Genomic DNA, 22,810 nt, shown 5'->3' with positions numbered 1-22,810 from the left:
GTTTCGAGGTCCATAACGGCAAAGGCATATCCCGATAGGGACTTCTTCCGCCGCGTAGATTGGGGCCATGACGCGTGAGATTCCGTACGGATCGTGGCCCTCTCCGCTCACCGCGGCGGACGTGTCGGCCGCCTCTCCGCGGTTCGAGGGAGCCCGCTTCGTGGGCGACGAGATCTGGTGGGGAGAGAGCGTCCCCGAAGAGGGAGGCCGCACCACCGTGCGGCGCCGACGCGCCGGCGGGGACGTCGAGAACGTCCTCCCCGCGCCGTGGAACGCCCGTTCACGTGTGCACGAGTACGGCGGCGGATCGTGGACGGCATCGGACGCCGGACGGATCTTCTTCGTCGAGAAGTCCGATCAGCGGATCTGGGCCGCACGGCCGGGAGAGACGCCCGTGCCGCTCACCGGGATCGAGCCGGGCGTGCGCTTCGGCGGCCTGACGATGCAGGAGGGCGTACTCGTCGCGGTGCGCGAGCAGCACGAGAGCGGTCGAGCGCCGCAGCGGAACGTCGTCTCCATCGCGACGAGCGGCGTGCCGAGCGTCGTCGCCATGACAGCCGGCAGCGACTTCGTCGCGCAGCCCGCGCTCTCGCCGGGCGGCCGCCATTTCGCGTGGGTGGCCTGGAACCATCCCGACATGCCGTGGGACCGCAGCCAGCTGCGCGTGGGACGGCTGGAGGGCGGCATCGTCGTCGAGTGGGCGACGGTCACGACCGGCGCGACATCCAGCCTGCAGCCGGTGTGGACCGCCGAGGACGAGCTGCTCTACCTCGACGACCAGACGGGCCGGTGGAACATCTGGCGGCTGCGGCTGGACGCCGGTGCCGGCACCGGCACCGGCACCGGCAGCGGCACCGGCACCGGCCGCGATGCCGTCGCGCCCGCCGACGCCGACACCGGCGGCCCGCTCTGGGTGCTCGGAACGCGCTGGTACGCCGCGCTCGGCGACGGCCGTCTCGTCGCGGTGCGCACGAACGGATCGGACGACGTCGTCGTCATCGACCCGGGCTCCGGCGCCTCGGAGTCGCTCGCGCTGGAGGCCACCGCGAACGTCGTCATCGAAGACGTCTCGGGCAGCCGCGTGCTCGTCTCCGGCACGGGCGCGGGGGCGCCCCCCGGCGTCTGGCTCGTCGACATTGACGCGCGCTCGCAGCAGCGCATCGCGGGCTCCGAGTCACCGTGGGGATCCGGGTGGATGCCGCAGGCCCGCCCGGTCACCTTCGACGGCCCGCACGGACCCGTCCACGCCTTCGACTTCCCCCCGACGCATCCCGAGGCGCACGGACCCCGCGACGAGCGGCCGCCGTACCTCGTGCTCGTGCACAGCGGACCGACGTCGCACGTCGCGGGCGCGGCATCCGGAAAGATCGCGTACTTCACGAGCCGCGGCATCGGCGTGCTCGACGTCAACTACGGCGGATCATCGGGCTACGGCCGCGACTACCGCGAGCGCCTGCGCGGCCAGTGGGGCATCGTCGACGTCGACGATGTGGCGGCCGCTGCCACGGGGCTCGCGGCGGAGGGACGAGCGGATGCCGCGCGCCTCGCGATCGAGGGAGGCTCGGCCGGCGGCTGGACCGTCCTCGCGGCCCTCACGCGCACCGATGTGTTCTCGGCGGGCATCTCGCGCTACGGGGTCGGAGACGCGCGCGCCCTCGTCGAGGACACGCACGACTTCGAGGCGCACTACCTCGACGGGCTCATCGGCCCGCTCCCCCGCGACGAGGCGATCTACCTCGAGCGATCGCCGCTGACCCGCCCGGAGCGCTTCCGCGTGCCGCTGCTGCTCCTGCAGGGCGCCGACGACGAGGTCGTGCCGCCCTCGCAGTCCGAGGCGATCCGCGACGCGCTCGCAGCGCACGGCGTGCCTCACGCCTACGTGCTGTACGAGGGCGAGGGGCACGGCTTCCGCAAGGCGGAGACGACCATCGACGTGCTCGAGCGGTCGTACGCGTTCCTCGGCCGGGTCTTCGGTTTCGAGACGCCGGGCGTGCCGCCGGTCGAGCTCTCCTGACGCGGAGAGCTCGACCGTTCCGGCCGTGCGCGCCGTCGCCGAGACAGCGCTGGTCCGCGCTACGCGCTGAAGGGCGCGAGCTCCGACGCGAGGCGCGGAGAGACGTAGGCGTGAAGCGCCGTCCCCTCGGCCTCGTGCGACTGCGAGACCAGGTGGCCGGTCTCGTGCACCGCCGAGACGAGATCGCCGCGGTCGTACGGGACGACGGCGTGCACCTCGACCTCGGGGAGCGGCAGAGCCTCCTCGATCGCGGCACGGAGCTCGTCGATGCCCTCGCCCGTGCGCGATGAGACGAACAGTGCGCTCGGCTCGAGGCCGCGCAGCAGCATCCGCTCGTCCTCGGTCAGGAGGTCGGTCTTGTTGAACACGACGAGCTCGCGCGTGTCACGTGCGCCGACGTCGCCGATCACATCGCGCACCGTCTTCAGCTGCGCCGCGGGATCCGGGTGCGAGCCGTCGACGACGTGCAGGATGACATCGGCGTCACCGACCTCCTCGAGCGTCGAGCGGAACGCCTCGACGAGCTGGTGCGGGAGGTTGCGCACGAACCCGACGGTGTCGGTGAGCGTGTAGGTGCGGCCGTCGGCCGTCTCGGAGCGGCGGACCGTGGCATCCAGCGTCGCGAACAGCGCGTTCTCGACGAGCACCCCCGCCCGCGTGAGGCGGTTGAGCAGCGACGACTTGCCGGCGTTCGTGTACCCGGCGATCGCGACCGACGGGACCGTGTTGCGCTTGCGCTCGGCGCGCTTGGCGTCGCGCGCGGGCGCGAAGTCGCGGATCTGCTTTCGCAGCTGCGCCATGCGCGTGCGGATGCGGCGGCGATCCAGCTCGATCTTGGTCTCACCGGGTCCGCGCGAGCCCATGCCCGCGCCGCCGGCGCCCACCTGGCCACCGGCCTGGCGGCTCATCGAGTCACCCCAGCCGCGCAGACGCGGGAGGAGGTACTCGAGCTGTGCGAGCTCGACCTGCGCCTTGCCCTCGCGGCTCTTGGCGTGCTGGCTGAAGATGTCGAGGATGACGGTCGTGCGGTCGATGACCTTGACCTTCACGACGTCCTCGAGGGCACGTCGCTGGCTCGGCGCGAGCTCGGTGTCGGCGATGACGGTGTCGGCGCCCACCGAGGCCACGATGTCGCGCAGCTCCTCGGCCTTGCCGCGACCGACATAGGTCGCGGGGTCGGGGTGGGGACGGCGCTGCAGCACGCCGTCGAGCACGACGGCGCCGGCGGTCTCGGCCAGGGCGGAGAGTTCGCGCAGGGAGTTCTCCGCGTCCTCCTGCTCGCCCTGCGGGTGCACGCCGACGAGCACGACGTTCTCGAGTCGCAGCTGGCGGTACTCGACTTCTGTGACGTCTTCGAGCTCGGTCGACAGACCGGGCACGCGGCGGAGCGCCGCGCGCTCCTCGCGGTCCCACTGCTCGCCGTCGGAGTCGCCGCGAGAGATCGTCGTCTCGTCCTGAAGCGCCTGTGCGCCGCCGAAGACCCGCACGCCCGAGCGCGCGTCGGCGCGCGCCAGCACGCGATCCACCGGGTCCACCGGCGTCTCGTCCGTGCTCGGGGGTGTCGTGGTGTCAGTCATATGTTCCTTCCGGGATGCCTCGGCTCGTCGCCCGCGGAGCGGGTCGACATCCGCGGCCGCGGGTGCGGCTGCGCGGGTGTGCCGAGAAGTGCCTGTGATGAGCGGGCAGTCACGCGAGAAGAAGCATCCGTAAACTCTAACGCCCTCTCTCGCCGCGAGGGCTCTCTTTCCGATCGCCGGGGCTCCCCGGCGGGCGAGGTCCTCCGCTACGCTCGACGCCATGACGGGGGACCATTACTTCACCGCGTCGCCCGCCAGTCCCGAGAACCTCCGACGCATCAGGGTGCGCCTTGCCGGCCGCGACGTCGAGATGACGACCGCGGGCGGCGTCTTCAGCCCCGACCACGTCGACTCCGGCACCGGCGTCCTCCTGGCGAACACTCCGCCGCCCCCTCCTGGCGGGAATCTGCTCGACCTCGGCTGCGGCTGGGGCCCGATCGCGCTGACCCTCGCGCTCGACTCCCCGCACGCGACGGTCTGGGCCGTGGACGTCAACGAGCGGGCACTCGATCTCGTGCGGCGCAACGCCGAGTCCCTCGGCGTCACCAATGTCAACGCGGTGCTCCCCGAGGATGTTCCCGCCGACGTGACCTTCCGCACGATCCGCTCCAATCCGCCGATCCGCGTCGGGAAGAACGAGCTGCACGGACTGCTCGAGCGCTGGATCCCCCGCCTCGACGAGCGCTCCGACGCGTGGCTCGTCGTGCAGCGCAACCTCGGCTCCGACTCGCTGCAGCGCTGGCTCGCCGCGACGTTCGAGCACGGCTACACCGTGCACCGCGCCGCGACCGGCCGAGGCTTCCGCGTCATCAAGGTGCGCCGTCACGGCACGCCCGCGACCGGCCCCGTGGCGCTCCCCCGCGCCGAGCTCTGACGCGCCTGTGCGCGGGCGATACGCCCGAGCGTCAGGCGAGCGAGACCTCGCCCGAGAAGACGAGGGTCGCGGGGCCCGACAGCAGCACGTGCCGTTCGTGGTCGACCTGCGCGACGCGCACGCCCAGGCGCCCGCCCGGGACGTCGACGATCCATCGATCCGGCGCCGCCGAGCCCGCCCAGTGGCGGACGGCGAGGGCTGACGCCGCGACGCCCGTGCCGCAGCTCAGGGTCTCGCCGACGCCGCGTTCGAAGACACGCATGCGGATCGCGCCGACGCCGTCGCGCACGAGCGGCTCGTCGGGGACGACGAACTCGATGTTCGCCCCGCGCTCCGGCTCGGGCTGCAGCTGCGGACGCACCGAGAGGTCGATGACGTCGAGCTCGCCGGGCACCGACAGCGCCACGACGACGTGCGGGTTGCCGACGTCGATCGACAGCCCGGGCCGCGGCACGGAGAGGCCCTTCGCGCGCACGAGGGTCTCGGCATCGGCGATCCGGAACTGACCGAGGTCGACCTCGAACCCGAGCTCGCTGCGGGTGACGGGCAGAGGGCCGTTCCGCGTGCCGATGAGGATCGCCGCGCCCTCCTCGAGGGTGGCCAGCCCCGCCTCGAGGAGGTAGCGCACGTAGACGCGGATGCCGTTGCCGCACATCTCGGCCTTCGACCCGTCGGCGTTGCGGTAGTCCATGAACCATTCGGCTCCGGATGCCGCGGCATCCGCCCCCTCATCGATCGCCGTCGTGCGCACGACCCGCAGCACGCCGTCGCCGCCGATGCCGAACCGGCGGTCGCACAGCACCGCGATCTGGTCGTCGGAGAGATCGAGTTCGCCATCGGGGTCGGGAACGATGACGAAATCGTTCCCCGTCCCGTGGCCCTTGGTGAACGGGACGAGCGGCATGCTCCGATTCTAGGGACCGCGCGGGTCGGCGCCGGCCGCCGCTCAGAGCGCGAAGGGCTCGTAGCAGTCGTAGGTATCGTGCGCGGCGACGCGTCCGTCTCTGACGGTGACGAATCCGCCCATGTGGGCGACGATCTCGGTCTCGCCCACGACTCCGCGCCAGGTCGAGCGCACGGCGGCACGCTCGCCCGCCACGAGGACCTCGTGGATGTCGATCGTCTGTGCCGCGAGCCTCGATTTGCCGGCTTCGAAGGCCGCCACGGTCTCGTCGACGGAGCGGGTGTGCCCGCGAGGCGAGATCGGATTGGGCAGCTCGGTGAAGACGGCGTCGGGTGCGAGGACGGCCCGCAGCTCGTGCGCGGTCGAGGACAAGTCGGCCACGATCGCGAAATAGCGCCGCACGACCTCTTCTGTGGTTGCCATGGCAGCACTATTGCACAACTATGGTTGTGTGAATAGTCGTCGGCCGACCCTCGTCGATCTCGTCTCGCTCGCGGGCGGCGCCTCCGATGCGGCCATCACACGCCGCCTCGACGACGCCGGCCACCCCGGGCTCCGGGTCCGGCACGGCTACGTCTTCCAGCGCCTTCTGGTTGCCCCGACGAGCATCACGCGGCTCGCGGAGAGTCTCGGCGTGAGCCAGCAGGCGATGTCGAAGACCGTCGCCGAGCTGACCGCCCTCGGCTATGTCGAGGCATCCGTCGATCCGTCCGACGCCCGCCGCCGCGCGATCGCCCTCACCAGCCACGGACGCGCCGCGATCGACGCCGCGCGATCGGAGCGCAGGAGGCTCGACGACGCCGTCGCGGCGGTTGTGGGGCAGGATCGGCTCGACGTCGCTCGCGAGACACTCGAGGCGCTCCTGGGCGAGCTGGGGCTTTCCGACCGGGTCGCCACTCGCACGGTGCCGGATCCCGGGGAGTGAGACGCGGGGCGGCTCAGGATGTCGAGGCAGCGCCGTCGGCGATGACGGCGGCATCCTCTCCCGCGTCGACCCACGTGACTCCGGCGTACCGCCGGAACCACGAGACCTGCCGCCGCGCATACCGCCGCGTGAGCGCCTGCGTCTCGGCGATCGCCTCCGCCTCCGTCAGGGCTCCGGTGAGCTGCCCGAGGGCCTGGGCATAGCCGATGGCACGGCGTGCGGTCACGCCGTTCTCGAGCCCTTCCGACCGCAGCGCCTCGACCTCGTCGAGAAGACCGTCCGCCCACATCCGCTCGACACGGGCATCCAGGCGGGCGACGAGCTCGTGCCGGGGAGTGGCCACCCCCACGATCCGGGTATCGGCGTGCCACAGCTCGGGCGCCTCCGGAAGCGCCGCGCCGTGCGTCGTGGCGCCCTGCGCCAGCACTTCGAGGGCACGGACGATCCGGCGCCCGTTCTTCGGGTCGACGCGCGCCGCGGTCATGGGGTCGAGGTCGCGCAGCCGAGCGAACAGGATGCCGGGCCCGTGCTCGGCGAGCTCGGATTCGAGTTCCGCCCGCAGGTCGTCGTCATGCGGCGGGAAGCGGAAGCCGAACAGCACGCTCGAGACGTACAGCCCCGAGCCGCCGACGAGGATCGCGTCGGCGCCGCGCGCGTGGATGCCGGCGATCGCGGACTGCGCGGCATCCTGATACCAGGCGACCGCCGCCTCGTGGGTGACCTCCAGCACGTCGAGCAGATGGTGAGGGATGCCGCGCCGCTCGTCGACCGGCAGCTTGGCGGTGCCGATGTCCATGCCGCGGTACAGCTGCATGGCGTCGGCGTTGACGATCTCGGCGGGGCGGCCGCGCGCGGCGAGCGCCTCGGCGAGATCGAGAGACAGCGCCGTCTTGCCCGTGCCGGTCGCGCCGACGAGGGCCCAGAGGGCGGGCGCCGCGGTCACCCGCTCAGACGCCGACGCGGAGCGTGGGAAGGCCCAGCGACACCGCGCGCGCGGCGCCGGGCTCGGCGCTCGGTGCGGGGACGGCGCACGACTCGGCGAGCGAACGGTCGTAAGCGTCGCCGGCACGCGTGCGACGGATGCGCAGGGGGGCGCCGTCGGCAGAATCCGCGAGCAGGTGGAAGGGGGCCGCATGCGTCACCGTGACGCTCACGACGTCGCCGGGGCGCGGGATGTCGGAGCCGGCCGGCACCTCGAAGTGGACGAGCCGGTTATCTTCGGCGCGTCCGGTGAGGCGGTGGGTCGCGGCATCCTTCTTGCCCTCGCCGGTGGAGACGAGCACCTGCAGCTCGCGACCGACCTGCCGGCGGTTCTCTGCGAGCGAGATGCCCTCCTGGAGCTCGATGAGGCGGTTGTAGCGCTCCTGGACGACGGCCTTGGGCACCTGGCCCTCCATCGTCGCGGCGGGGGTGCCCTCGCGGATCGAGTACTGGAAGGTGAAGGCGCTCGAGAAGCGGGATGCCTCGACGACGCGCATCGTATCTTCGAAGTCCTCGTCGGTCTCGCCGGGGAATCCGACGATGATGTCGGTCGTGATCGCCGCGTCGGGCATCTTGGCACGGACGCGGTCGAGGATGCCGAGGAACCGGTCGCTGCGGTACGACCGGCGCATCGCGCGGAGGATCCGGTCGCTCCCCGACTGCAGCGGCATGTGCAGCTGCGGCATGACGGCGGGCGTCTCGGCCATCGCATCGATGACGTCGTCGGTGAAGGCGGCGGGGTGCGGGCTCGTGAAGCGGATGCGCTCGAGGCCCGGGATCTCGCCCGCGGCACGCAGGAGCTTGCCGAACGCCTGGCGGTCGCCGAACTCGACGCCGTACGAGTTGACGTTCTGCCCGAGCAGCGTCACCTCGATGGCCCCGTCGTCGACGAGCAGGCGGATCTCGTTCAGGATGTCGCCGGGCCGGCGGTCTTTCTCCTTGCCGCGCAGGCTCGGCACGATGCAGAAGGTGCAGGTGTTGTTGCAGCCGACCGAGATCGACACCCACCCGCTGTAGATCGAATCGCGCTTGGTCGGCAGGGTGCTGGGGAACACCTCGAGGGACTCGAGGATCTCGAGCTCGGCCTCGCCGTTGTGGCGCGCGCGCTCGAGCAGGCTCGGGAGCGACCCCATGTTGTGCGTGCCGAAGACGACGTCGACCCACGGCGCCTTGTCGAGCACGGCTTGCTTGTCCATCTGGGCGAGGCAGCCGCCGACGGCGATCTGCATGCCGTCGTGCTGATCCTTGCGGGACTTGAGGTGGCCGAGCGTGCCGTAGAGCTTGCCCGATGCATTGTCGCGGACCGCGCAGGTGTTGATGACGACGACATCGGCCTCTTCGCCGACGTCGGCGCGCACGTACCCCGCGCTCTCGAGCGAGCCGGACAGCCGCTCGGAGTCGTGCACATTCATCTGGCAGCCGAAGGTGCGCACCTCGTAGGTGCGAAGGCGCCCGTCGGCGCTCGTCGCGGCGGGCGAGGGCGCGATGAGCGTCGGCGTCGAGGAGGGGGAAGACATGATTGAGTCATTCTACGAGTCGTCGCCCGTAGGGCGGCTCGGCGGGCGTCTCGCCCTGCGGCCTCAGCGCCGGGAGCCCCGCGGCTTCCGTGGGCGCGCCGTGTCCGCGGCGCCGCCCCGCGCCAGGCGGATGGCGGAACTCAGCCCCACGACTCCCGAAGCGATCGCGGCGGCGGCCAGGAGCGGAAGAAGCCCGTCCGTCACGGCGCGGTCGCCCGCTCTCGCGACGGGCACGCCGTCGACCGCCACGGGCGTGAGCCCGAGAGCGAGCTGGTCACCGAGGTCGGCCAGGCGCTCGGCCGCCGCGCGGCCGGTCGAGGGGTCGATCGCGAGCGTGACGAGAAGATGCGCGGGCGTACCCGCCGGCTCGGCCGCGATGTCGAAGACCGGGGTCGCCCCGGCCTTCGCCTCGGGCGGCGGAGCGAGGGTGACGCGGTCCTCACCGGGCTCGCACGTGGGCGAGGCCCCTGCCTGTGTCCACTCCTGGCTGCACGACGCCACCGTGACCTGCAGGCCCCGCGGAACATCGATGACCTCGCCCGACCGTCGCAGCTCGAGCGCGACCGTCGCCGCGGCGGCGTCCTCCAGACGCGCCGTGACCTCCCAGTGCGCGGGGTCGCCCGGCCCGAGCTCGAGGAGATCCGACGGGGAGGAGTCAGCGGAGAGGATGACGCGCCCCGTGAGGTCGCTCGCAGATGTCTCGACCGACATGGCTGCGCTGGCCTGACCGAGCAGAACCCCGCCTGCGGCAAGCAGCGACACCGACACGAACGCGATGCCGGCGATGGTACGGCGGCGCGTGGCGGGGCGGCTCGACGAGCTCCTCTGATGCTCCACTCGCGTACTCCGGACCTTTCCCCCGCGCCGGTGGCGCGGGACGGACTCGTGCGCCCGCCTTCGGCACAGTAAGCCTCGATTTCGCACCCCGAACATGAGAGCCGACTCATATCCGCAGGCAAACCGGTGAATCGGCGCCCCGAGCCCTCTCAGAGGGCACGGAAGACCCGAATCTCCGAACTACTGTGATCCGATCTCAGTGGTCGACACTCCGCACGCCGAACAGATGGGCTTCTCAGCGTCGATAATGTGAAGGTTCGTTCGCAGGCTCATCCGCCTGCCATTGCTCGGGGGAGATTGGAGTAACGGAGGTGAGATGGCTGACCGCACGGTTGATCACCGCATTGATACGATCGTCGGCGCCGACCGCGACCCCGCCCGACTGACCCGCGCTGTTCTCTCGGGCACAACTGTGCTCGTGGCGGGTCCCCTCGGCAGTGGCAAGAGCCACCTGCTCAGAACGGTCACCGAGGAACTCGAACGACGGGGTACTCCCCCGATCGTCGTGCGTCCTGGGCCCGTGCTGAGCTCGGTGCCTTTCGGTGCGCTCACCTCCTGTCCAGATCTGCGCGGCGAGCTGCTGCGCGACGACGACGACGCGGCATCCGCCGCCGAGCCGATCGTCCTGATCATCGACGACGCCCACACCCTCGACTCCGAGTCGGCGGAGCAGATCGCGCGCGCCATCTATCGGCGCCGTGCCGTCGCGCTCCTCGCCATCGCCGTGCCGCGCGCTCGCGATCGACGAGCCCGCGACACCGCGGCCACGGCATCCGCCCTCGTCGATCTGTGGTCGCACGGCTTCGCCGAGCGCATCGATCTGCGAGAGCTCGTCGCCTCCGACGCCGAGCGTCTCCTCGACCAGGTGCCCGGCGTCGACAGGCTCGACTCCGCGGTGCGCGCCGCGGTGATCGGCCTCGCGGACGGATCGCGCGTCCTCCTCCGGGAGTTCGCGGCGTACGCGACGGCCGCCCTCGCCGACGGGCGCGATCCGCTGGATGCGCTGGAGGAGATCCCCCGGCACAGCCGCCTGGGCGATGCCCTGTACGAGCACGTCGCCGAGCTCACGCCGGGCGATCGCGAGGCGCTCGCCCTCCTCGGGCGGCTGCCGCGCATCGAATACGCCGACGCGACGCGCTTCCTCTCGGCCAAGCTCGTCGACGGACTGATCTCGGCAGGGGTCGTGCAGCACGACGGCACGATCCGACGCCGGCTGTTCGCCAACGCAGCGCTGGCCGGCGAGGCCGAGCACCAGCTCGCCCCGGGACGCCTCGACGAGACGATCGACAGCGCTGCGTCGCGCATGATCGGGGCCCACGGGTCGTGGTGGAGCATCCCGCTGGCGGTGCTCATCGCCCAGCGCTGGCACGGCGGCAGGCACCTCGCCGTCGCAGCGCAGGATGCCGCGCCCGCCCTCCGCGCCCGCGTCGCCCTCGACGCGGCCCGCCGCGCCAACGACGACGGTGAGCCCATGCTGGCCGTCGCCTACGCCACCCTCGACGACAGCGTCGCCAAGGGCATCCAGGGAAGCGGCCTGGAAGGCGCTCTTCAGCTGGAACGGCAGTGGGCCCAGTCCGCGATCCTGCGCTCGAGCGCCCCGCTCGCGGGCCTCGACCCGGCGGCACTCGACGGACCGACGCTGCGCCGGTACCTCCGGCTCCGCGCGCACGTCCTGGCCGGTCTCAACGCCATGACGCTGCGCGACACGCTCCAGCCGGCCTTCGCCGACGACCCCCGCACAGCGGCCGAGCTCGACCTCGCGGTCGCCGAATGCGCCGCTATGCGGATGGACTGGGCACAGGCGGAGGCAGCGGCGAGCCATATCGGCGACGACGCGAACGTCGACGGGGTCACGCAGCTGCGGGGTCTCCTCGTCTCGGCCCTCGCGCGGGCGTACGACGGCGTCTGGGCGGACTGCGCAGGTCAGCTGGAGCGCGCCCACCGCCTCATGCGCGCACCCTCCGCCCCGGGGACGCTCGGAGCGTCGGAGCGGATGGTCGCGCTCGGCATCGAGCTCCTCGCCGCGCAGACCGCGGGGTTCGAGTCGGCCGGCGTCACCGACCGGCTCCGCGACGAGACGGTCCTCGCCTCGCGAGAGGGCGTGGGACCGGCGATCGTCCTCGCCGGCCTCGTCGCGGGTCTGGCTCACGCCCGCGCGGGCAATGCCGACGGCGCGATCAGCGAGATCCGCGCCGCGACCGGGCGCTCGATGCAGCTGAGCTTCGGACCGGCCGTCGCGCTCATGCAGCTGTCGGTCGCGCGGACGCTCGCGCTCCTCGACCGCACCGGCGAGGCCCGTTCGCTGCTGCGCCACGCCGTGGAGACGACCACCTGGTCTGCCGCGCTCATCCGCCACGAGCAGGCTCTCACCGAGAGCTGCATCCTGGCGGCAGAGGGTCAGACGCACGAGGCGATCGATCTCGCGCAGGAGGCGCGCGGCCTGTCGGACGACGTCGGCGCGCGACTCATGCACCTGCGCGACCTGTACCAGGTCACGGCCCTCGGCGCCGGCGACGACGTCGTGCTGCACCGCATGCGACGGATCGCGGACGCCACCGACACCGCCGCGGCGCACGCCCTCACCGAGCGTGCTGCCGCCGTGCTGCGCGGTCGCAAGAACATGGCGCGCCGCAGCCCGATCGAGCGCCTCCGGCTGGGGGCTGCGTGGGCGAGCGGGCGAGCGGATGCCGAGTCCCCCCGCCGAGCGCCGGGTGCCCTGCGCCCCGCATTCGGACTGCGGCCGACGGGCATGCTCGCCGGCGGCGCCCCCGTCAACCCGGTGCAGCCTGCGCTCGGCCTCACGCGCCGGGAGCGCGAGATCGCGCATCTCGTGGCGGAGGGACTCACCAACCGCGAGATCGCGGAACGGCTGTACCTCTCGGTGCGCACGGTCGAATCCCACGTGTACCAGGCGCGTGCGAAGGTCGGGGCGCGGTCGCGCAACGAGCTCGGGCGTCTGGTCGGCCGGGCGACCGAAGACCGCCGGGACGGCACCCACGGGCGCTGAGCCCGCGGGACAGCTCGCAGGCAAGACGGGAGAAGCCCGGCACGTGTGCCGGGCTTCTCCCGTCTGAACCACCAGGCGGGGCGCTCGTCAGCCGCCGGCCTCGTCGAGGGCGGCGCGAGCCGCGTCGAGCGCGACCGAGCCGCCGTAGCCGCGCCGCGCCAGCTGGCCCGTGAGCCGGCGCAGAGCCGTCTCGCGGTCGAGCGAGGCGAGCGACCGGGCCTTGCCTCGAGCGAAGTCGAGGGCGCGCTCCGCGTCGTCGTCGGGGAGCGCGCGCAGCGCGGCATCCGCGATGTCGCGCGGCACTCCGCGCTTGGCGAGGGACTGTGCGATGACGCGCCTGCCCTGGCCCTTGCGATCGAGGCCGACATGCACGAGCTGCTCGGCGAGGGCCGCGTCGTCGAGGTAGCCGCGGCTCACGAACGCGTCGATGACGAGATCCGCGTCGGCCGCCGGGGTTCCGAAGCCGAGGAGCACGCTCCTGGCCTCGGAGATCGACAGCGACCTCACCCGGAGCTTCTTGAGGAGCTGCTTCTCGGCGAGTTCGAGGGACGGGCCCACGGCGCCGTCGCCTTCTGCGGCGCCGTCGGTGCGGCCGTCACCGCGGTTGTCGTCGCCACCGGCCGACCGGCGTGCGAGTGGGACGACGTCTTCGTCCCACGTCGAGCGCCAGACCGCCGTGCGCGGCGCCTCCGACTCCGCGTCGGGCTCAGCGCCCGTCCGCGCGCCGAAGAGCGGGATGACGGGGGCGAGGCCCTCGCCCGGCTCGGAAGCCGAGCGAGGGTCTCCCCCGTCGGTCACATCAGTGCCCACGGTCATCGATCACCGCTCAGGCCGGACGGCGCTTCGCGAGCTCGTCTTCGCCGGGAGCCTCGGTGCTGCGCGGCACGCCGATGCCGAGCTTCTCCTTGATCTTCGACTCGATCTCGGCCGCGACATCCGCATTCTTGAGGAGGAAGTTGCGCGCGTTCTCCTTGCCCTGGCCGAGCTGCTCGCCGTCGTAGGTGTACCAGGCGCCCGACTTCTTGACGATGCCGTGCTCGACGCCGAAGTCGATGAGACTCCCCTCGCGGGAGATGCCCACGCCGTAGAGGATGTCGAACTCGGCCTGCTTGAACGGCGGCGCCATCTTGTTCTTGACGACCTTCACGCGCGTGCGGTTGCCGACAGCCTCCGCGCCGTCTTTCAGGGTCTCGATGCGACGGATGTCGAGGCGCACGGAGGCGTAGAACTTGAGCGCCTTGCCGCCCGCGGTGGTCTCGGGCGAGCCGAAGAAGACGCCGATCTTCTCGCGCAGCTGGTTGATGAAGATCATCGTGGTGTTCGTCTGGTTGAGGCCACCCGTGAGCTTGCGGAGGGCCTGCGACATGAGACGCGCCTGCAGACCGACGTGCGAGTCGCCCATCTCGCCCTCGATCTCGGCCTTGGGCACGAGGGCCGCGACGGAGTCGATGACGACGAGGTCGATCGCGCCGGAGCGGACGAGCATGTCGGCGATCTCGAGCGCCTGCTCACCGGTGTCGGGCTGAGAGACGAGGAGCTGGTCGATGTCGACACCGAGCTTCTGCGCGTAGTCGGGGTCGAGCGCGTGCTCGGCGTCGACGAAGGCCGCGATGCCGCCCGCGCGCTGCACGTTCGCGATCGCGTGCAGGGTCAGCGTCGTCTTACCCGACGACTCGGGGCCGTAGATCTCGATGATGCGGCCGCGCGGCAGCCCGCCGATGCCGAGGGCGACGTCCAGCGCGATGGAACCGGTCGGGATCACCTCGACAGGAGCACGATCGTCGCTGCCCAGCCGCATGACCGAGCCCTTTCCGAACTGCCGGTCGATCTGGGCCAGGGCCGACTCGAGGGCCTTCTCGCGGTCAACTGCTGATGGCATGGCGTGCTCCTAATGCTCGCGTTCCGTCGCCTGTAGGCTGTCGCGCTCCGGCCCGGTGGGACGGATGCTGCGACAAGGCGTGAGGTGTCGTTCGACGATGTCCACGCTAGGGAGGGGCTCCGACATCGTTCGTCGCCTTCTCCGCAGGAGTGGACAGTCGTTCTTCGACACCTGCTGTGCAGGAGCCTATGCCTTCATCGAACGGACGTTCGATGACACGCCGAGTCGCCGGCGTCTCGAAACCGTCCGCGAGGCCCGTCAGCGGCGGCGCGGCTCCATGCGCCCGGCGCCGTAGCGGCGGTCGCGCGGCACATCCATCTCATCGCACAGCGCGAGCCAGATCTCGCGCGGCGGCATGCCGGTATCGATCGCCTGCCTGGCGGTGTGGCCGCCGAGAGTCGGCAGCACGAGGTCGGCCATCAGCGCACCCGCGCGAGGGCCGAACTCGGTGTCGACGGCGCGCTCGAACTCGCTACGACGCATAGCTCACCTCGGTTCCGAAGCGTCGTCGAAGGAGGTCTCGGACCGCCGTCGAAGTGATGAGGGGCGGGAGGAGATCAGCGCAGCGACAGTTCGGGCTGCAGGTCGGAGTCGAGCCCGGCGAGGTCGTCGGGGACGACGTCGGGGAAGGTCTGAAGGCCCTCGAGGACCGAGATGCGGTCGCCCACCTCGCGCATGATCGTGGAGATGGGCACGTCGAGTGCGTCGGCGACCGAGGCGAGGATCTCGCTCGATGCCTCCTTCTGTCCGCGCTCGACCTCACTGAGGTAGCCGAGGGCGACACTCGCGCGGCCCGCGACCTGACGAAGCGTGCGGCCCTTCTGCAGGCGGAAGTCGCGCAGGACTTCGCCGATCTCGTGACGAACCAGGATCATGCGGGCCCCCTCTTCACTTCCGCCGGTATCCGGGTGGACAACGGTACAACACCGATAACGGTCAATCTAATCCTGTGCGCTGGGTAACGGGTGGGAATCACCGAATGTAACCCACTCGAAACGTGCCGCATTCCCGCCGGCGGAAGGCAATTGCGGCGCTGCGGTCACAACGCCTCCAGTGCCGTCCGAACGGCGCGACGGACGGTCTCGGCGCGGATCTCCTCGCGCGTCCCCCGCAGCTCGAGCGATGACACGCGGGTGCCGAGCGGTGTCGCGATGCCGATGTGGACCGTCCCGACCGGCTGGCCGTCGGGAGAGACGGGGCCGGCGATGCCCGTCGTGGAGATGCCGACGTCGCACGGCTCGTCGCCGAGCGCGAGGCGCACCCGCACGCCTTCGGCCATCTGCCGCGCGACGCGGGGGTGCACGGCGCCGTGCGCCTCGAGGAGCGTCGGGTCGACCCCGAGGAGCGAATGCTTGAGGCCCGGCGCGTAGGCGACGATGCCGCCGCGCACGACCGCCGATGCGCCCGGCACGCTGACGAGCGCCGAGGTGACGAGGCCGCCCGTCAGCGACTCCGCGACCCCGACGGTCCAGCCGAGCTCGCGGAGCCGCGCGAGCAGCCGCTCCGCGTCGGAGCGTCGCTCGCGCACGAGCGTGATCTCGGCGTCGTCGGGCAGTCCCCCGCCCTGCGGCGGGACGAGCGTCACCGCCGGCCCCCTTCGCGCCGGGAGCGGGCGGCACGCACCTCGCTCACGATGTAATCGATGCCGCTGGCGATCGTGAGGACGACGGCGATCGCCATCGTGATGCCGTTGACCCACCAGATCCAGTCGCCGACGAGGGTCCACAGCGGCAGCAGCGCGAGAGAAAGCGCCACGGCTTGCGCGACGGTCTTGAGCTTGCCCATCCAGGCCGCAGCGAGCACGTGGTCGCTGACGACCATGAAGCGGTAGACGGTGATGCCGATCTCGCGGATGAGGACGACGATCGTGATCCACCACGGCAGCTCGCCGAGGATCGACAGCCCGATGAAGGCGAAGCCGGTGAGGACCTTGTCGGCGATGGGATCGAGGAGCTTGCCGAGGTCGGTGACGATGTCGTGCTTGCGCGCGAGGTAGCCGTCGATGCCGTCGGTCGCGATCGCGACGATGAAGAGCACGGCCGCCCACCAGCGGAGGGCCCCGTCCGCTCCCCCGTCGGCGAGCAGCATCCACAGGAAGACCGGCGCGCACAGGATGCGGACGATCGTGATGGCGTTCGGCAGCTGCCGTGGAATCGCCATGATCAGTCCCGTCCCGTCAGACCCCAGGCATCCTCGTCGCCGTCGCTCTCGACCACGGGATAGCCCTCGTACTGAGACTCTACGGCGTCGGGACCGTAGTCCCGAGTGAGCGCGTCGGATGCGAACGCCGCGGCGGGGGCAGCGGGGGCAGCGGGCGCGGCAGGCACGTCGTCGCCGCGCAGCCGCGCCAGGACCTCGGGAAGCTGCTCGGCCGTGACGAGGACGTCGCGGGCCTTCGAGCCCTCCGACGGACCGACGATCTCGCGCGATTCGAGGAGGTCCATGAGCCGCCCGGCCTTGGCGAAGCCGACGCGCAGCTTGCGCTGGAGCATTGACGTCGAGCCGAACTGCGTCGAGACGACCTGCTCGGCCGCCGCGAGCAGCAGCTCGAGGTCGTCGCCGATGTCGGCATCGACCTGCTTCTTCTCGGCGACCGCTTCGACATCGTCGCGGTACTCCGGGCGGGCCTGCTGCGTGACGTGCTTGACGACCTTCTCGATCTCGGCCTCGCTCACCCACGCCCCCTGGACGCGCAGCGACTTCGACGCCCCCATCGGGAGGAAGAGGCCGTCGCCCTGCCCGATGAGCCGGTCGGCGCCCGGCTGGTCGAGGATGACGCGCGAGTCCGTGACGCTCGTCACGGCGAAGGCGAGCCGAGACGGGACGTTGGCCTTGATGAGGCCCGTCACGACGTCGACCGACGGACGCTGGGTCGCCAGGACGAGGTGGATGCCGCTCGCTCGCGCGAGCTGTGTGATGCGGACGATCGAGTCCTCGACGTCTCGCGGGGCGACCATCATGAGGTCGGCGAGCTCGTCGACGACGACGAGGAGGTAGGGATAGGGCTTCAGGACCCGCTGACTGCCCGGCGGGAGGACGACCTCACCCGCGACGACGGCGCGGTTGAAGTCGTCGATGTGCCGGTAGCCGAAGGACGCGAGGTCGTCGTACCTCATGTCCATCTCCTTCACGACCCACTGCAGCGCCTCGGCGGCCTTCTTCGGGTTCGTGATGATGGGCGTGATGAGGTGCGGCACGCCGGCGTACGAGGTGAGCTCGACACGCTTCGGGTCGATGAGCACCATGCGCACGTCGGCGGGCTTCGCGCGCATCAGGAGGCTCGTGATCATCGAGTTGACGAAGCTCGACTTTCCCGAGCCCGTCGAGCCTGCCACGAGGAGGTGGGGCATCTTCGCGAGGTTCGCCACGACGTAGCCGCCCCCGACGTCCTTGCCGACGCCGATCGTCATGGGGTGCGTGGACTGCTGCGCCGCGGGCGAGCGCAGCACGTCGCCGAGGGTGACGATCTCGCGGTCCGCGTTGGGGATCTCGACGCCGATCGCGCTCTTGCCGGGGATGGGCGCGAGGATGCGCACCTCGTTGGAGGCGACGGCGTAGGCGATGTTGTTCTGCAGCGCCGTGATGCGCTCGACCTTGACGCCGGGACCGACCTCGATCTCGTACTGCGTGACCGTCGGGCCGCGCGAGAAGCCCGTGACGCGGGCGTCGACGGAGAACTGCTGGAGGACGCTCGTGATGGCGCGCACGACCTCGTCGTTGGCGGCCGACCGCGCCTTGTGCGGCGTGCCGGCCGCGAGGGCGTTGACCGAAGGCAGGCGGTACGGGAGCGCGGGGGCCGAGTGCGGGGCATCCGTCCCTATCCCGGAGAGTCCGGGGAGCTCGCCGTCGACCGCGCCGTCGTCGTCGCGCAGCGCGGTGTCGGACGTGCGCGCCGTGGAGAGACCCGCGAGCGCCAGGGGGTCGATGACCTCGGTGAGGGCGTCGGGCGCGGCGACGGCGGGCGGGGGCGGCACGGGCGGCGCGATGGCCTGCTCGAACCCTCCCTGCGTGCCACCGGGCGTGAGCAGCTCGGTGAGGTCCTGCGAGCCGATGCCGTCGTCGGGATCCTGCTCGCGGCCCGACTTGTTGCGGCGCCACCACGGCAGCGACGCCGCGTCCTGCTCGTCGTCGGCGGTGGCGGCGGAGGACTCCTCCGCCGTGCGCTCGGGGCGCTCGTCGCCGAACATCCACGCGTAGAGGTCGCCCAGACGCTTGCCGATGCGGTTCGGCGGCGTCTTGGTGAGGATCAGGATGCTGAGCACTGCCAGGAGCGCGAGCACGATGCCGGCCCCCACCTGCGTCAGCAGCAGGGCGAGCGGCTCGCCGATCATCCACCCCAGGACGCCGCCGGCCTCGCTGAGCGCCGGGAGGCCCTGGCGCGGCTGGGGCCGTCCGCCGAGGACGTGGCAGAATCCCGCGACCGTCAGGACGAACAGGCCGAAGCCGATGCCGATGCGCCCGTTGTCATGGACGGACGACGGATGCCGGAACAGCCATCCCGCGAGGAGCATGAGCAGGACGGGCAGGACGAAGGCGACGCGGCCGACGAGTCCGCCCGCGGAGTACGCGCTGATCGTCTTGGCGACGTCGGAGCCGATGAAGAACCACTCGACGACGGCGCCGGCGACAGCCAGCAGCACGAGGAGGAAGGGGAAGCCGTCGCGGCGCTGGTCTTTCTCGAGGGTCTCGGGGCCGAAGGCCCGGAAGAGGCCTCCGGTCGCGTGCGCGAGGCCGAGCCACATGCGCACGGCGAGGGGCGGCTTCTCGTCGTCGCCGACGTAGCGCTTGGGCGCCGGCTCCGGCTTGCGGGCACGCGACGACGATCCCTTCGCGGGCGCGCGACCATTCGCGGTCGGGCTGGAGCTCCTGGCCATTCCTCCACGCTACGTCCGACCGCCGACTTCGGCCGGGAGCGACGCGGGGCGCGCGCGAACGCGCTGGGGCGCGGCATCCGTCCTCAGCGCAGGAGCTTGACCATCGTGTCGCGGCCCATCCCGCTCTGCGTGACGGCGAACCCCTCGCTGCGGTAGAGGGTCGCGGCGAAGTTGCCGCGCTCGACGCTCAGGCTGAGCCGGCCGAAGCCCTGCGTGCGCGCGTGGTCGCACAGCTGCTGCAGGAGGCCGCGGCCGACGCCGTGCGCGCGCCAGATGGGCCGTACGCCGATGATGAGCTCGGGCACGCCCGTGCCGACGTAGCCGAATCCCGGGTCGTTGCGGGGAAGCATCCGGTACCACGCGGCGCCGATGGGTGCGCCGTGCCCGTCGAGCGCGACGAAGCCCGCATCGCTCGGGCGCATCCAGCCGGCGACGTACCGGCTGTGCTCGGAGCTCGTGAGCACCTCGTGCCGCGGCCGCACTCCCCCGCTCCGCCAATTCGCGGCCTCGACGACCATGTCGCCGAGGAACGCGCCGTCGGCCTGCACGGCAGGCCGGATGCGGAAGGACGAGGGCATGCTCGATTTTACCGAGCGGCGCGGACGCCCCGCACCGGCTGCCTCACGCTTCGATGACGAGCGGGATGATCATCGGCCGGCGGCGCAGCGACTGGTTCACCCAGCGGCCGATCGTGCGGCGCACGACCTGCGACAGCGCGTGCTGGTCGCGCACGCCCGACTTGGCGGCCTCGGTCAGCGCCGCCGCGATCTTGGGCTTGACGCTCTCGAACACCGAGTCGTCCTCCGCGAAGCCGCGCGCGTGGATGTCGGGGCCTGAGATGATGCGCCCCGTCGCCGCGTCGACCACGACGATGACCGAGATGAAGCCCTCTTCGCCGAGGATCCGCCGGTCCTTCAGGTCGGCGTCGGTGATCTCGCCGACCGTCGAGCCGTCGACGTAGACGAAGCCGAGGTCGAGCTGGCCGACGACGCGGGCGACGCCGTCGCGGAGGTCTATGACCGTGCCGTTCTCGGCGATGAGGGTGCGCTCCTCGTCGATCCCGGTGTCCTGGGCGAGCTTGGCGTTCGCGATCAGGTGCCGGTACTCGCCGTGCACGGGCAGGACGTTGCGGGGCTTGAGGATGTTGTAGCAGTACAGCAGCTCGCCGGCCGCGGCGTGACCCGAGACGTGCACCTGCGCGTTGCCCTTGTGCACGACATTCGCGCCGAGTTTGGTGAGCCCGTCGATGACGCGGTACACGGCGTTCTCGTTGCCCGGGATGAGGCTCGAGGCGAGGATCACGGTATCGCCCGGTCCGGGCTCGATCTCGTGGTCGTTGTTGGCCATGCGACTGAGGACGGCCATGGGCTCGCCCTGGGACCCCGTCGACATGTAGACGATCCGGTCTTCGGGCAGGTCGCGCGCCTTCTTGTAGTCGATGAGGACGCCCTCGGGCACGTGCAGGTACCCGAGCTCCTCCGCGATCGTCATGTTGCGCACCATGCTGCGGCCGAGGAGCGCGACGCGACGGCCGTGGGCGGCCGCGGCATCCAGCACCTGCTGCACGCGGTGCACGTGGCTCGAGAAGCTCGCGACGATGACGCGGCGGGGGGCCTTGCCGATGACCTGGTCGAGGACGGGTCCGATCGACCGCTCGAGAGGCGTGAACCCGGGGACGTCGGCGTTCGTCGAGTCGACGAGGAAGAGGTCGACGCCCTCCTCGCCGAGACGGGCGAAGGCGCGGAGGTCGGTCAGGCGCCCGTCGAGCGGGAGCTGGTCCATCTTGAAGTCGCCCGTCGCCAGGGCGAGGCCCGCCGGCGTGCGGATCGCGACGGCGAGCGCGTCGGGGATCGAGTGGTTGACCGCGACGAACTCCAGCTCGAACGGGTCGAGCCGCTCGACCTGGCCCTCGGCCACCGTCAGGCTGTACGGCTTGATGCGGTGCTCCTTGAGCTTCGCCTCGACGAGCGCGAGGGTCAGGCCCGAGCCCACGAGCGGGATGTCGGGCTTGAGGCGCAGGAGGTAGGGCACCGCGCCGATGTGGTCCTCATGGCCGTGCGTCAGCACGACCGCCACGACGTCGTCGAGCCGGTTCTTGATCGGCTCGAAGTCGGGGAGGATGAGGTCGACGCCGGGCTGGTGCTCCTCGGGGAAGAGCACGCCGCAGTCGACGATGAGGAGCTTGCCGCCGTACTCGAACACGGTCATGTTGCGGCCGACCTCGCCGAGCCCGCCGAGCGGCGTGACGCGGAGCGTGCCCGCTTCCAGCGCGGGCGGGTCGTAGACGGTGCTGGGCATGTGAGCCTTCTTCCGGATGCCGCGCTCAGGGCGCGGCGGTGTCGTGGCCCGCGGCGCCGGTTTCGGCGACCGCGGCGCGCGTCATCTCGTGGTACCCGAGACCTTGGGCAGCGCGCCACCGGCGGCGGCGTTGCGGTCGGGGCGGAAGTTGGAGAAGTCCGCCCCGGGGACGTCGGTGACGAGCGCGAGCTCGTCCTCGATCTTGGCGGCCTCCCACTCCTCGGGTCCGACCAGCGGCAGGCGGACGCGCGGGCTGCCGATGCGGCCGAGGCCGTGGAGGATGTACTTCGCCGACACGGTGCCGGGCACGTGGGTCATGACGGCGCGGACGAGCGGCTCGAGCTGCTGGTGGGCCGCTGTCGCCGTCTTGAGGTCGCCCGCGTTGACGGCGTCGACGATCACCCGGTACGGCTGGGCGGCGATGTTCGCCGTCACGCCGATGAGGCCCGTCGCGCCGATCGCCAGGTGCGGCAGCACGTTGGCGTCGTCGCCCGAGAAGTACATGAGGTCGGTCTGGTTGAGCACGCGGCTGACCTCGCTGAAGTCGCCCTTGGCGTCCTTGATCGCGAGGATGTTCGGGTGCTTGGCGAGGCGGAGGATCGTCTCGTAGCGGATCGGCACGCCGGTGCGGCCGGGGATGTCGTAGAGGATGACCGGCAGATCGGTCGCGTCGGCGACGAGGCGGAAGTGCGTGAGGATTCCGGCCTGGGTCGGCTTGTTGTAGTACGGCGTCACGATCATGATGCCGTCGGCGCCGACCTTCTCGCTGGCCTTGTACAGCTCGATAGCGTGGGCGGTCTCGTTGGATCCTCCGCCGGTGATGATCGCGGCGCGGCCGGCCGCGACATCCTTCCCCGCCTCGACGAGCCGGATCTTCTCGGCATCCGTCAGTGTGGAGGTCTCACCCGTGGTGCCCGTCACGACGATGCCGTCGGCGCCCGCCGTGATGACGTCGTCGATGTGCTTCTCGACGGCAGGCCAATCGACCTCGCCGTCGGCTGTCATCGGGGTGACCAGCGCGACGAGCACCTGTCCGAAGGGGTTGCCCGTGTGCGTCATGCCTTAAGGCTATCGTCCGGGCGGCCTCCGCCACTCCCCCCTCATCTCTCGGGCGGGCGTCGGC

Annotated in this window: 20 protein-coding genes; 4 read left to right on the top strand and 16 right to left on the bottom strand. The window is 71.4% G+C overall.

Annotation, left to right across the window (positions count from 1 at the left end; all coding sequences use genetic code 11):
• The first annotated feature begins 67 nt into the window (after window positions 1-67).
• Window positions 68-2,014, top strand: coding sequence for a prolyl oligopeptidase family serine peptidase (locus ACSBPH_RS15885; RefSeq protein ID WP_442575284.1), 1,947 nt, complete (start codon window positions 68-70; stop codon window positions 2,012-2,014).
• 59 nt (window positions 2,015-2,073) lie between these two features.
• On the opposite strand, the gene hflX is transcribed toward ACSBPH_RS15885, so the two are convergent.
• Window positions 2,074-3,591, bottom strand: a complete 1,518-nt coding sequence (hflX, locus tag ACSBPH_RS15880) for a GTPase HflX (protein WP_442575283.1) — start codon at window positions 3,589-3,591, stop codon at window positions 2,074-2,076.
• Window positions 3,592-3,811: 220 nt separating this feature from the next.
• Between hflX and ACSBPH_RS15875 the strand changes: the two genes are divergently transcribed.
• Complete coding sequence (locus ACSBPH_RS15875; RefSeq protein WP_442575282.1) at window positions 3,812-4,465, top strand: class I SAM-dependent methyltransferase; 654 nt, start codon at window positions 3,812-3,814, stop codon at window positions 4,463-4,465.
• A 31-nt stretch (window positions 4,466-4,496) separates the two neighbouring features.
• Here ACSBPH_RS15875 and dapF read toward each other — a convergent pair whose 3' ends face one another.
• Window positions 4,497-5,369 carry a diaminopimelate epimerase gene (gene dapF / locus ACSBPH_RS15870; protein WP_442575281.1) on the bottom strand — a complete coding sequence of 291 codons (873 nt, stop codon included), beginning with the start codon at window positions 5,367-5,369 and terminating at the stop codon, window positions 4,497-4,499.
• Window positions 5,370-5,411: 42 nt separating this feature from the next.
• On the bottom strand, window positions 5,412-5,792 hold the full coding sequence (locus ACSBPH_RS15865; protein WP_442575280.1) for a nuclear transport factor 2 family protein: 381 nt from the start codon (window positions 5,790-5,792) through the stop codon (window positions 5,412-5,414).
• Here ACSBPH_RS15865 and ACSBPH_RS15860 point away from each other — a divergent pair.
• Window positions 5,791-6,294 (top strand): MarR family winged helix-turn-helix transcriptional regulator, encoded by a 504-nt coding sequence (locus ACSBPH_RS15860; protein ID WP_442575279.1) that lies wholly within the window; start codon window positions 5,791-5,793, stop codon window positions 6,292-6,294. The two genes, ACSBPH_RS15865 and ACSBPH_RS15860, sit on opposite strands and share 2 nt — an antisense overlap.
• Before the next feature lie 13 nt (window positions 6,295-6,307).
• Here the strand turns inward: ACSBPH_RS15860 and miaA are convergent, their stop codons facing one another.
• The 3 genes from miaA to ACSBPH_RS15845 all read right to left on the bottom strand — a co-directional run bounded on the left by miaA (window position 6,308) and on the right by ACSBPH_RS15845 (window position 9,629).
• The gene (miaA, locus tag ACSBPH_RS15855; protein ID WP_442575278.1) at window positions 6,308-7,237 is read right to left on the bottom strand and encodes a tRNA (adenosine(37)-N6)-dimethylallyltransferase MiaA; all 930 of its coding nucleotides are present in this window, start codon (window positions 7,235-7,237) and stop codon (window positions 6,308-6,310) included.
• Between the two features lie 4 nt (window positions 7,238-7,241).
• Complete coding sequence (miaB, locus tag ACSBPH_RS15850; RefSeq protein WP_442575277.1) at window positions 7,242-8,792, bottom strand: tRNA (N6-isopentenyl adenosine(37)-C2)-methylthiotransferase MiaB; 1,551 nt, start codon at window positions 8,790-8,792, stop codon at window positions 7,242-7,244.
• 63 nt (window positions 8,793-8,855) lie between these two features.
• A complete protein-coding gene (locus ACSBPH_RS15845; RefSeq protein WP_442575276.1) occupies window positions 8,856-9,629 on the bottom strand; it encodes a hypothetical protein in 774 nt (257 codons plus the stop codon).
• A gap of 316 nt (window positions 9,630-9,945) precedes the next feature.
• Between ACSBPH_RS15845 and ACSBPH_RS15840 the strand changes: the two genes are divergently transcribed.
• The gene (locus ACSBPH_RS15840) at window positions 9,946-12,636 is read left to right on the top strand and encodes a LuxR C-terminal-related transcriptional regulator (protein ID WP_442575275.1); all 2,691 of its coding nucleotides are present in this window, start codon (window positions 9,946-9,948) and stop codon (window positions 12,634-12,636) included.
• 87 nt (window positions 12,637-12,723) lie between these two features.
• Here the strand turns inward: ACSBPH_RS15840 and ACSBPH_RS15835 are convergent, their stop codons facing one another.
• The 10 genes from ACSBPH_RS15835 to dapA all read right to left on the bottom strand — a co-directional run bounded on the left by ACSBPH_RS15835 (window position 12,724) and on the right by dapA (window position 22,746).
• Window positions 12,724-13,452 carry a regulatory protein RecX gene (locus tag ACSBPH_RS15835; protein ID WP_442575274.1) on the bottom strand — a complete coding sequence of 243 codons (729 nt, stop codon included), beginning with the start codon at window positions 13,450-13,452 and terminating at the stop codon, window positions 12,724-12,726.
• A gap of 10 nt (window positions 13,453-13,462) precedes the next feature.
• Window positions 13,463-14,515, bottom strand: a complete 1,053-nt coding sequence (gene recA, locus ACSBPH_RS15830) for a recombinase RecA (RefSeq protein ID WP_442575273.1) — start codon at window positions 14,513-14,515, stop codon at window positions 13,463-13,465.
• Window positions 14,516-14,773: 258 nt separating this feature from the next.
• The gene (locus tag ACSBPH_RS15825; protein WP_442575272.1) at window positions 14,774-14,998 is read right to left on the bottom strand and encodes a DUF3046 domain-containing protein; all 225 of its coding nucleotides are present in this window, start codon (window positions 14,996-14,998) and stop codon (window positions 14,774-14,776) included.
• Window positions 14,999-15,072: 74 nt separating this feature from the next.
• Window positions 15,073-15,390 carry a helix-turn-helix domain-containing protein gene (locus ACSBPH_RS15820; protein WP_442575271.1) on the bottom strand — a complete coding sequence of 106 codons (318 nt, stop codon included), beginning with the start codon at window positions 15,388-15,390 and terminating at the stop codon, window positions 15,073-15,075.
• A gap of 164 nt (window positions 15,391-15,554) precedes the next feature.
• Window positions 15,555-16,100, bottom strand: coding sequence for a CinA family protein (locus ACSBPH_RS15815; protein ID WP_442575270.1), 546 nt, complete (start codon window positions 16,098-16,100; stop codon window positions 15,555-15,557).
• The gene (pgsA, locus tag ACSBPH_RS15810; protein ID WP_442575269.1) at window positions 16,097-16,675 is read right to left on the bottom strand and encodes a CDP-diacylglycerol--glycerol-3-phosphate 3-phosphatidyltransferase; all 579 of its coding nucleotides are present in this window, start codon (window positions 16,673-16,675) and stop codon (window positions 16,097-16,099) included. The genes ACSBPH_RS15815 and pgsA overlap by 4 nt, the downstream gene beginning before the upstream one ends.
• Window positions 16,676-16,677: 2 nt before the next feature.
• Entirely contained in the window at window positions 16,678-19,389 is a 2,712-nt protein-coding gene (locus ACSBPH_RS15805) for a DNA translocase FtsK 4TM domain-containing protein (protein WP_442575268.1), read from the bottom strand.
• An 83-nt stretch (window positions 19,390-19,472) separates the two neighbouring features.
• Window positions 19,473-19,967 carry a GNAT family N-acetyltransferase gene (locus ACSBPH_RS15800; RefSeq protein WP_442575267.1) on the bottom strand — a complete coding sequence of 165 codons (495 nt, stop codon included), beginning with the start codon at window positions 19,965-19,967 and terminating at the stop codon, window positions 19,473-19,475.
• 43 nt (window positions 19,968-20,010) lie between these two features.
• Window positions 20,011-21,687 (bottom strand): ribonuclease J, encoded by a 1,677-nt coding sequence (locus ACSBPH_RS15795; RefSeq protein WP_442575266.1) that lies wholly within the window; start codon window positions 21,685-21,687, stop codon window positions 20,011-20,013.
• Window positions 21,688-21,768: 81 nt separating this feature from the next.
• Window positions 21,769-22,746: a 4-hydroxy-tetrahydrodipicolinate synthase gene (gene dapA, locus ACSBPH_RS15790; RefSeq protein ID WP_442575265.1), complete on the bottom strand. Its 978-nt coding sequence runs from the start codon at window positions 22,744-22,746 to the stop codon at window positions 21,769-21,771.
• Window positions 22,747-22,810 lie beyond the last annotated feature (64 nt).

It is taken from the genome of Microbacterium sp. F51-2R (assembly GCF_052180235.1).
Taxonomy (GTDB): domain Bacteria; phylum Actinomycetota; class Actinomycetes; order Actinomycetales; family Microbacteriaceae; genus Microbacterium.
This window is presented reverse-complemented; position numbering and strand designations above follow the sequence as displayed.

Excerpts from the sequence above, each read along its gene's own strand:
- ACSBPH_RS15795 (WP_442575266.1), bottom strand. The coding sequence starts at position 21,687 with ATGCCCAGCACCGTCTACGACCCGCCCGCGCTGGAAGCGGGCACGCTC.
- ACSBPH_RS15825 (WP_442575272.1), bottom strand. The coding sequence starts at position 14,998 with ATGCGTCGTAGCGAGTTCGAGCGCGCCGTCGACACCGAGTTCGGCCCT.
- ACSBPH_RS15860 (WP_442575279.1), top strand. The coding sequence starts at position 5,791 with ATGGCAGCACTATTGCACAACTATGGTTGTGTGAATAGTCGTCGGCCG.
- ACSBPH_RS15800 (WP_442575267.1), bottom strand. The coding sequence starts at position 19,967 with ATGCCCTCGTCCTTCCGCATCCGGCCTGCCGTGCAGGCCGACGGCGCG.
- ACSBPH_RS15865 (WP_442575280.1), bottom strand. The coding sequence starts at position 5,792 with ATGGCAACCACAGAAGAGGTCGTGCGGCGCTATTTCGCGATCGTGGCC.
- dapF (WP_442575281.1), bottom strand. The coding sequence starts at position 5,369 with ATGCCGCTCGTCCCGTTCACCAAGGGCCACGGGACGGGGAACGATTTC.
- miaB (WP_442575277.1), bottom strand. The coding sequence starts at position 8,792 with ATGTCTTCCCCCTCCTCGACGCCGACGCTCATCGCGCCCTCGCCCGCC.
- hflX (WP_442575283.1), bottom strand. The coding sequence starts at position 3,591 with ATGACTGACACCACGACACCCCCGAGCACGGACGAGACGCCGGTGGAC.
- ACSBPH_RS15875 (WP_442575282.1), top strand. The coding sequence starts at position 3,812 with ATGACGGGGGACCATTACTTCACCGCGTCGCCCGCCAGTCCCGAGAAC.
- ACSBPH_RS15835 (WP_442575274.1), bottom strand. The coding sequence starts at position 13,452 with ATGACCGTGGGCACTGATGTGACCGACGGGGGAGACCCTCGCTCGGCT.
- recA (WP_442575273.1), bottom strand. The coding sequence starts at position 14,515 with ATGCCATCAGCAGTTGACCGCGAGAAGGCCCTCGAGTCGGCCCTGGCC.
- ACSBPH_RS15805 (WP_442575268.1), bottom strand. The coding sequence starts at position 19,389 with ATGGCCAGGAGCTCCAGCCCGACCGCGAATGGTCGCGCGCCCGCGAAG.
- dapA (WP_442575265.1), bottom strand. The coding sequence starts at position 22,746 with ATGACGCACACGGGCAACCCCTTCGGACAGGTGCTCGTCGCGCTGGTC.
- ACSBPH_RS15885 (WP_442575284.1), top strand. The coding sequence starts at position 68 with ATGACGCGTGAGATTCCGTACGGATCGTGGCCCTCTCCGCTCACCGCG.
- ACSBPH_RS15840 (WP_442575275.1), top strand. The coding sequence starts at position 9,946 with ATGGCTGACCGCACGGTTGATCACCGCATTGATACGATCGTCGGCGCC.
- ACSBPH_RS15820 (WP_442575271.1), bottom strand. The coding sequence starts at position 15,390 with ATGATCCTGGTTCGTCACGAGATCGGCGAAGTCCTGCGCGACTTCCGC.
- pgsA (WP_442575269.1), bottom strand. The coding sequence starts at position 16,675 with ATGGCGATTCCACGGCAGCTGCCGAACGCCATCACGATCGTCCGCATC.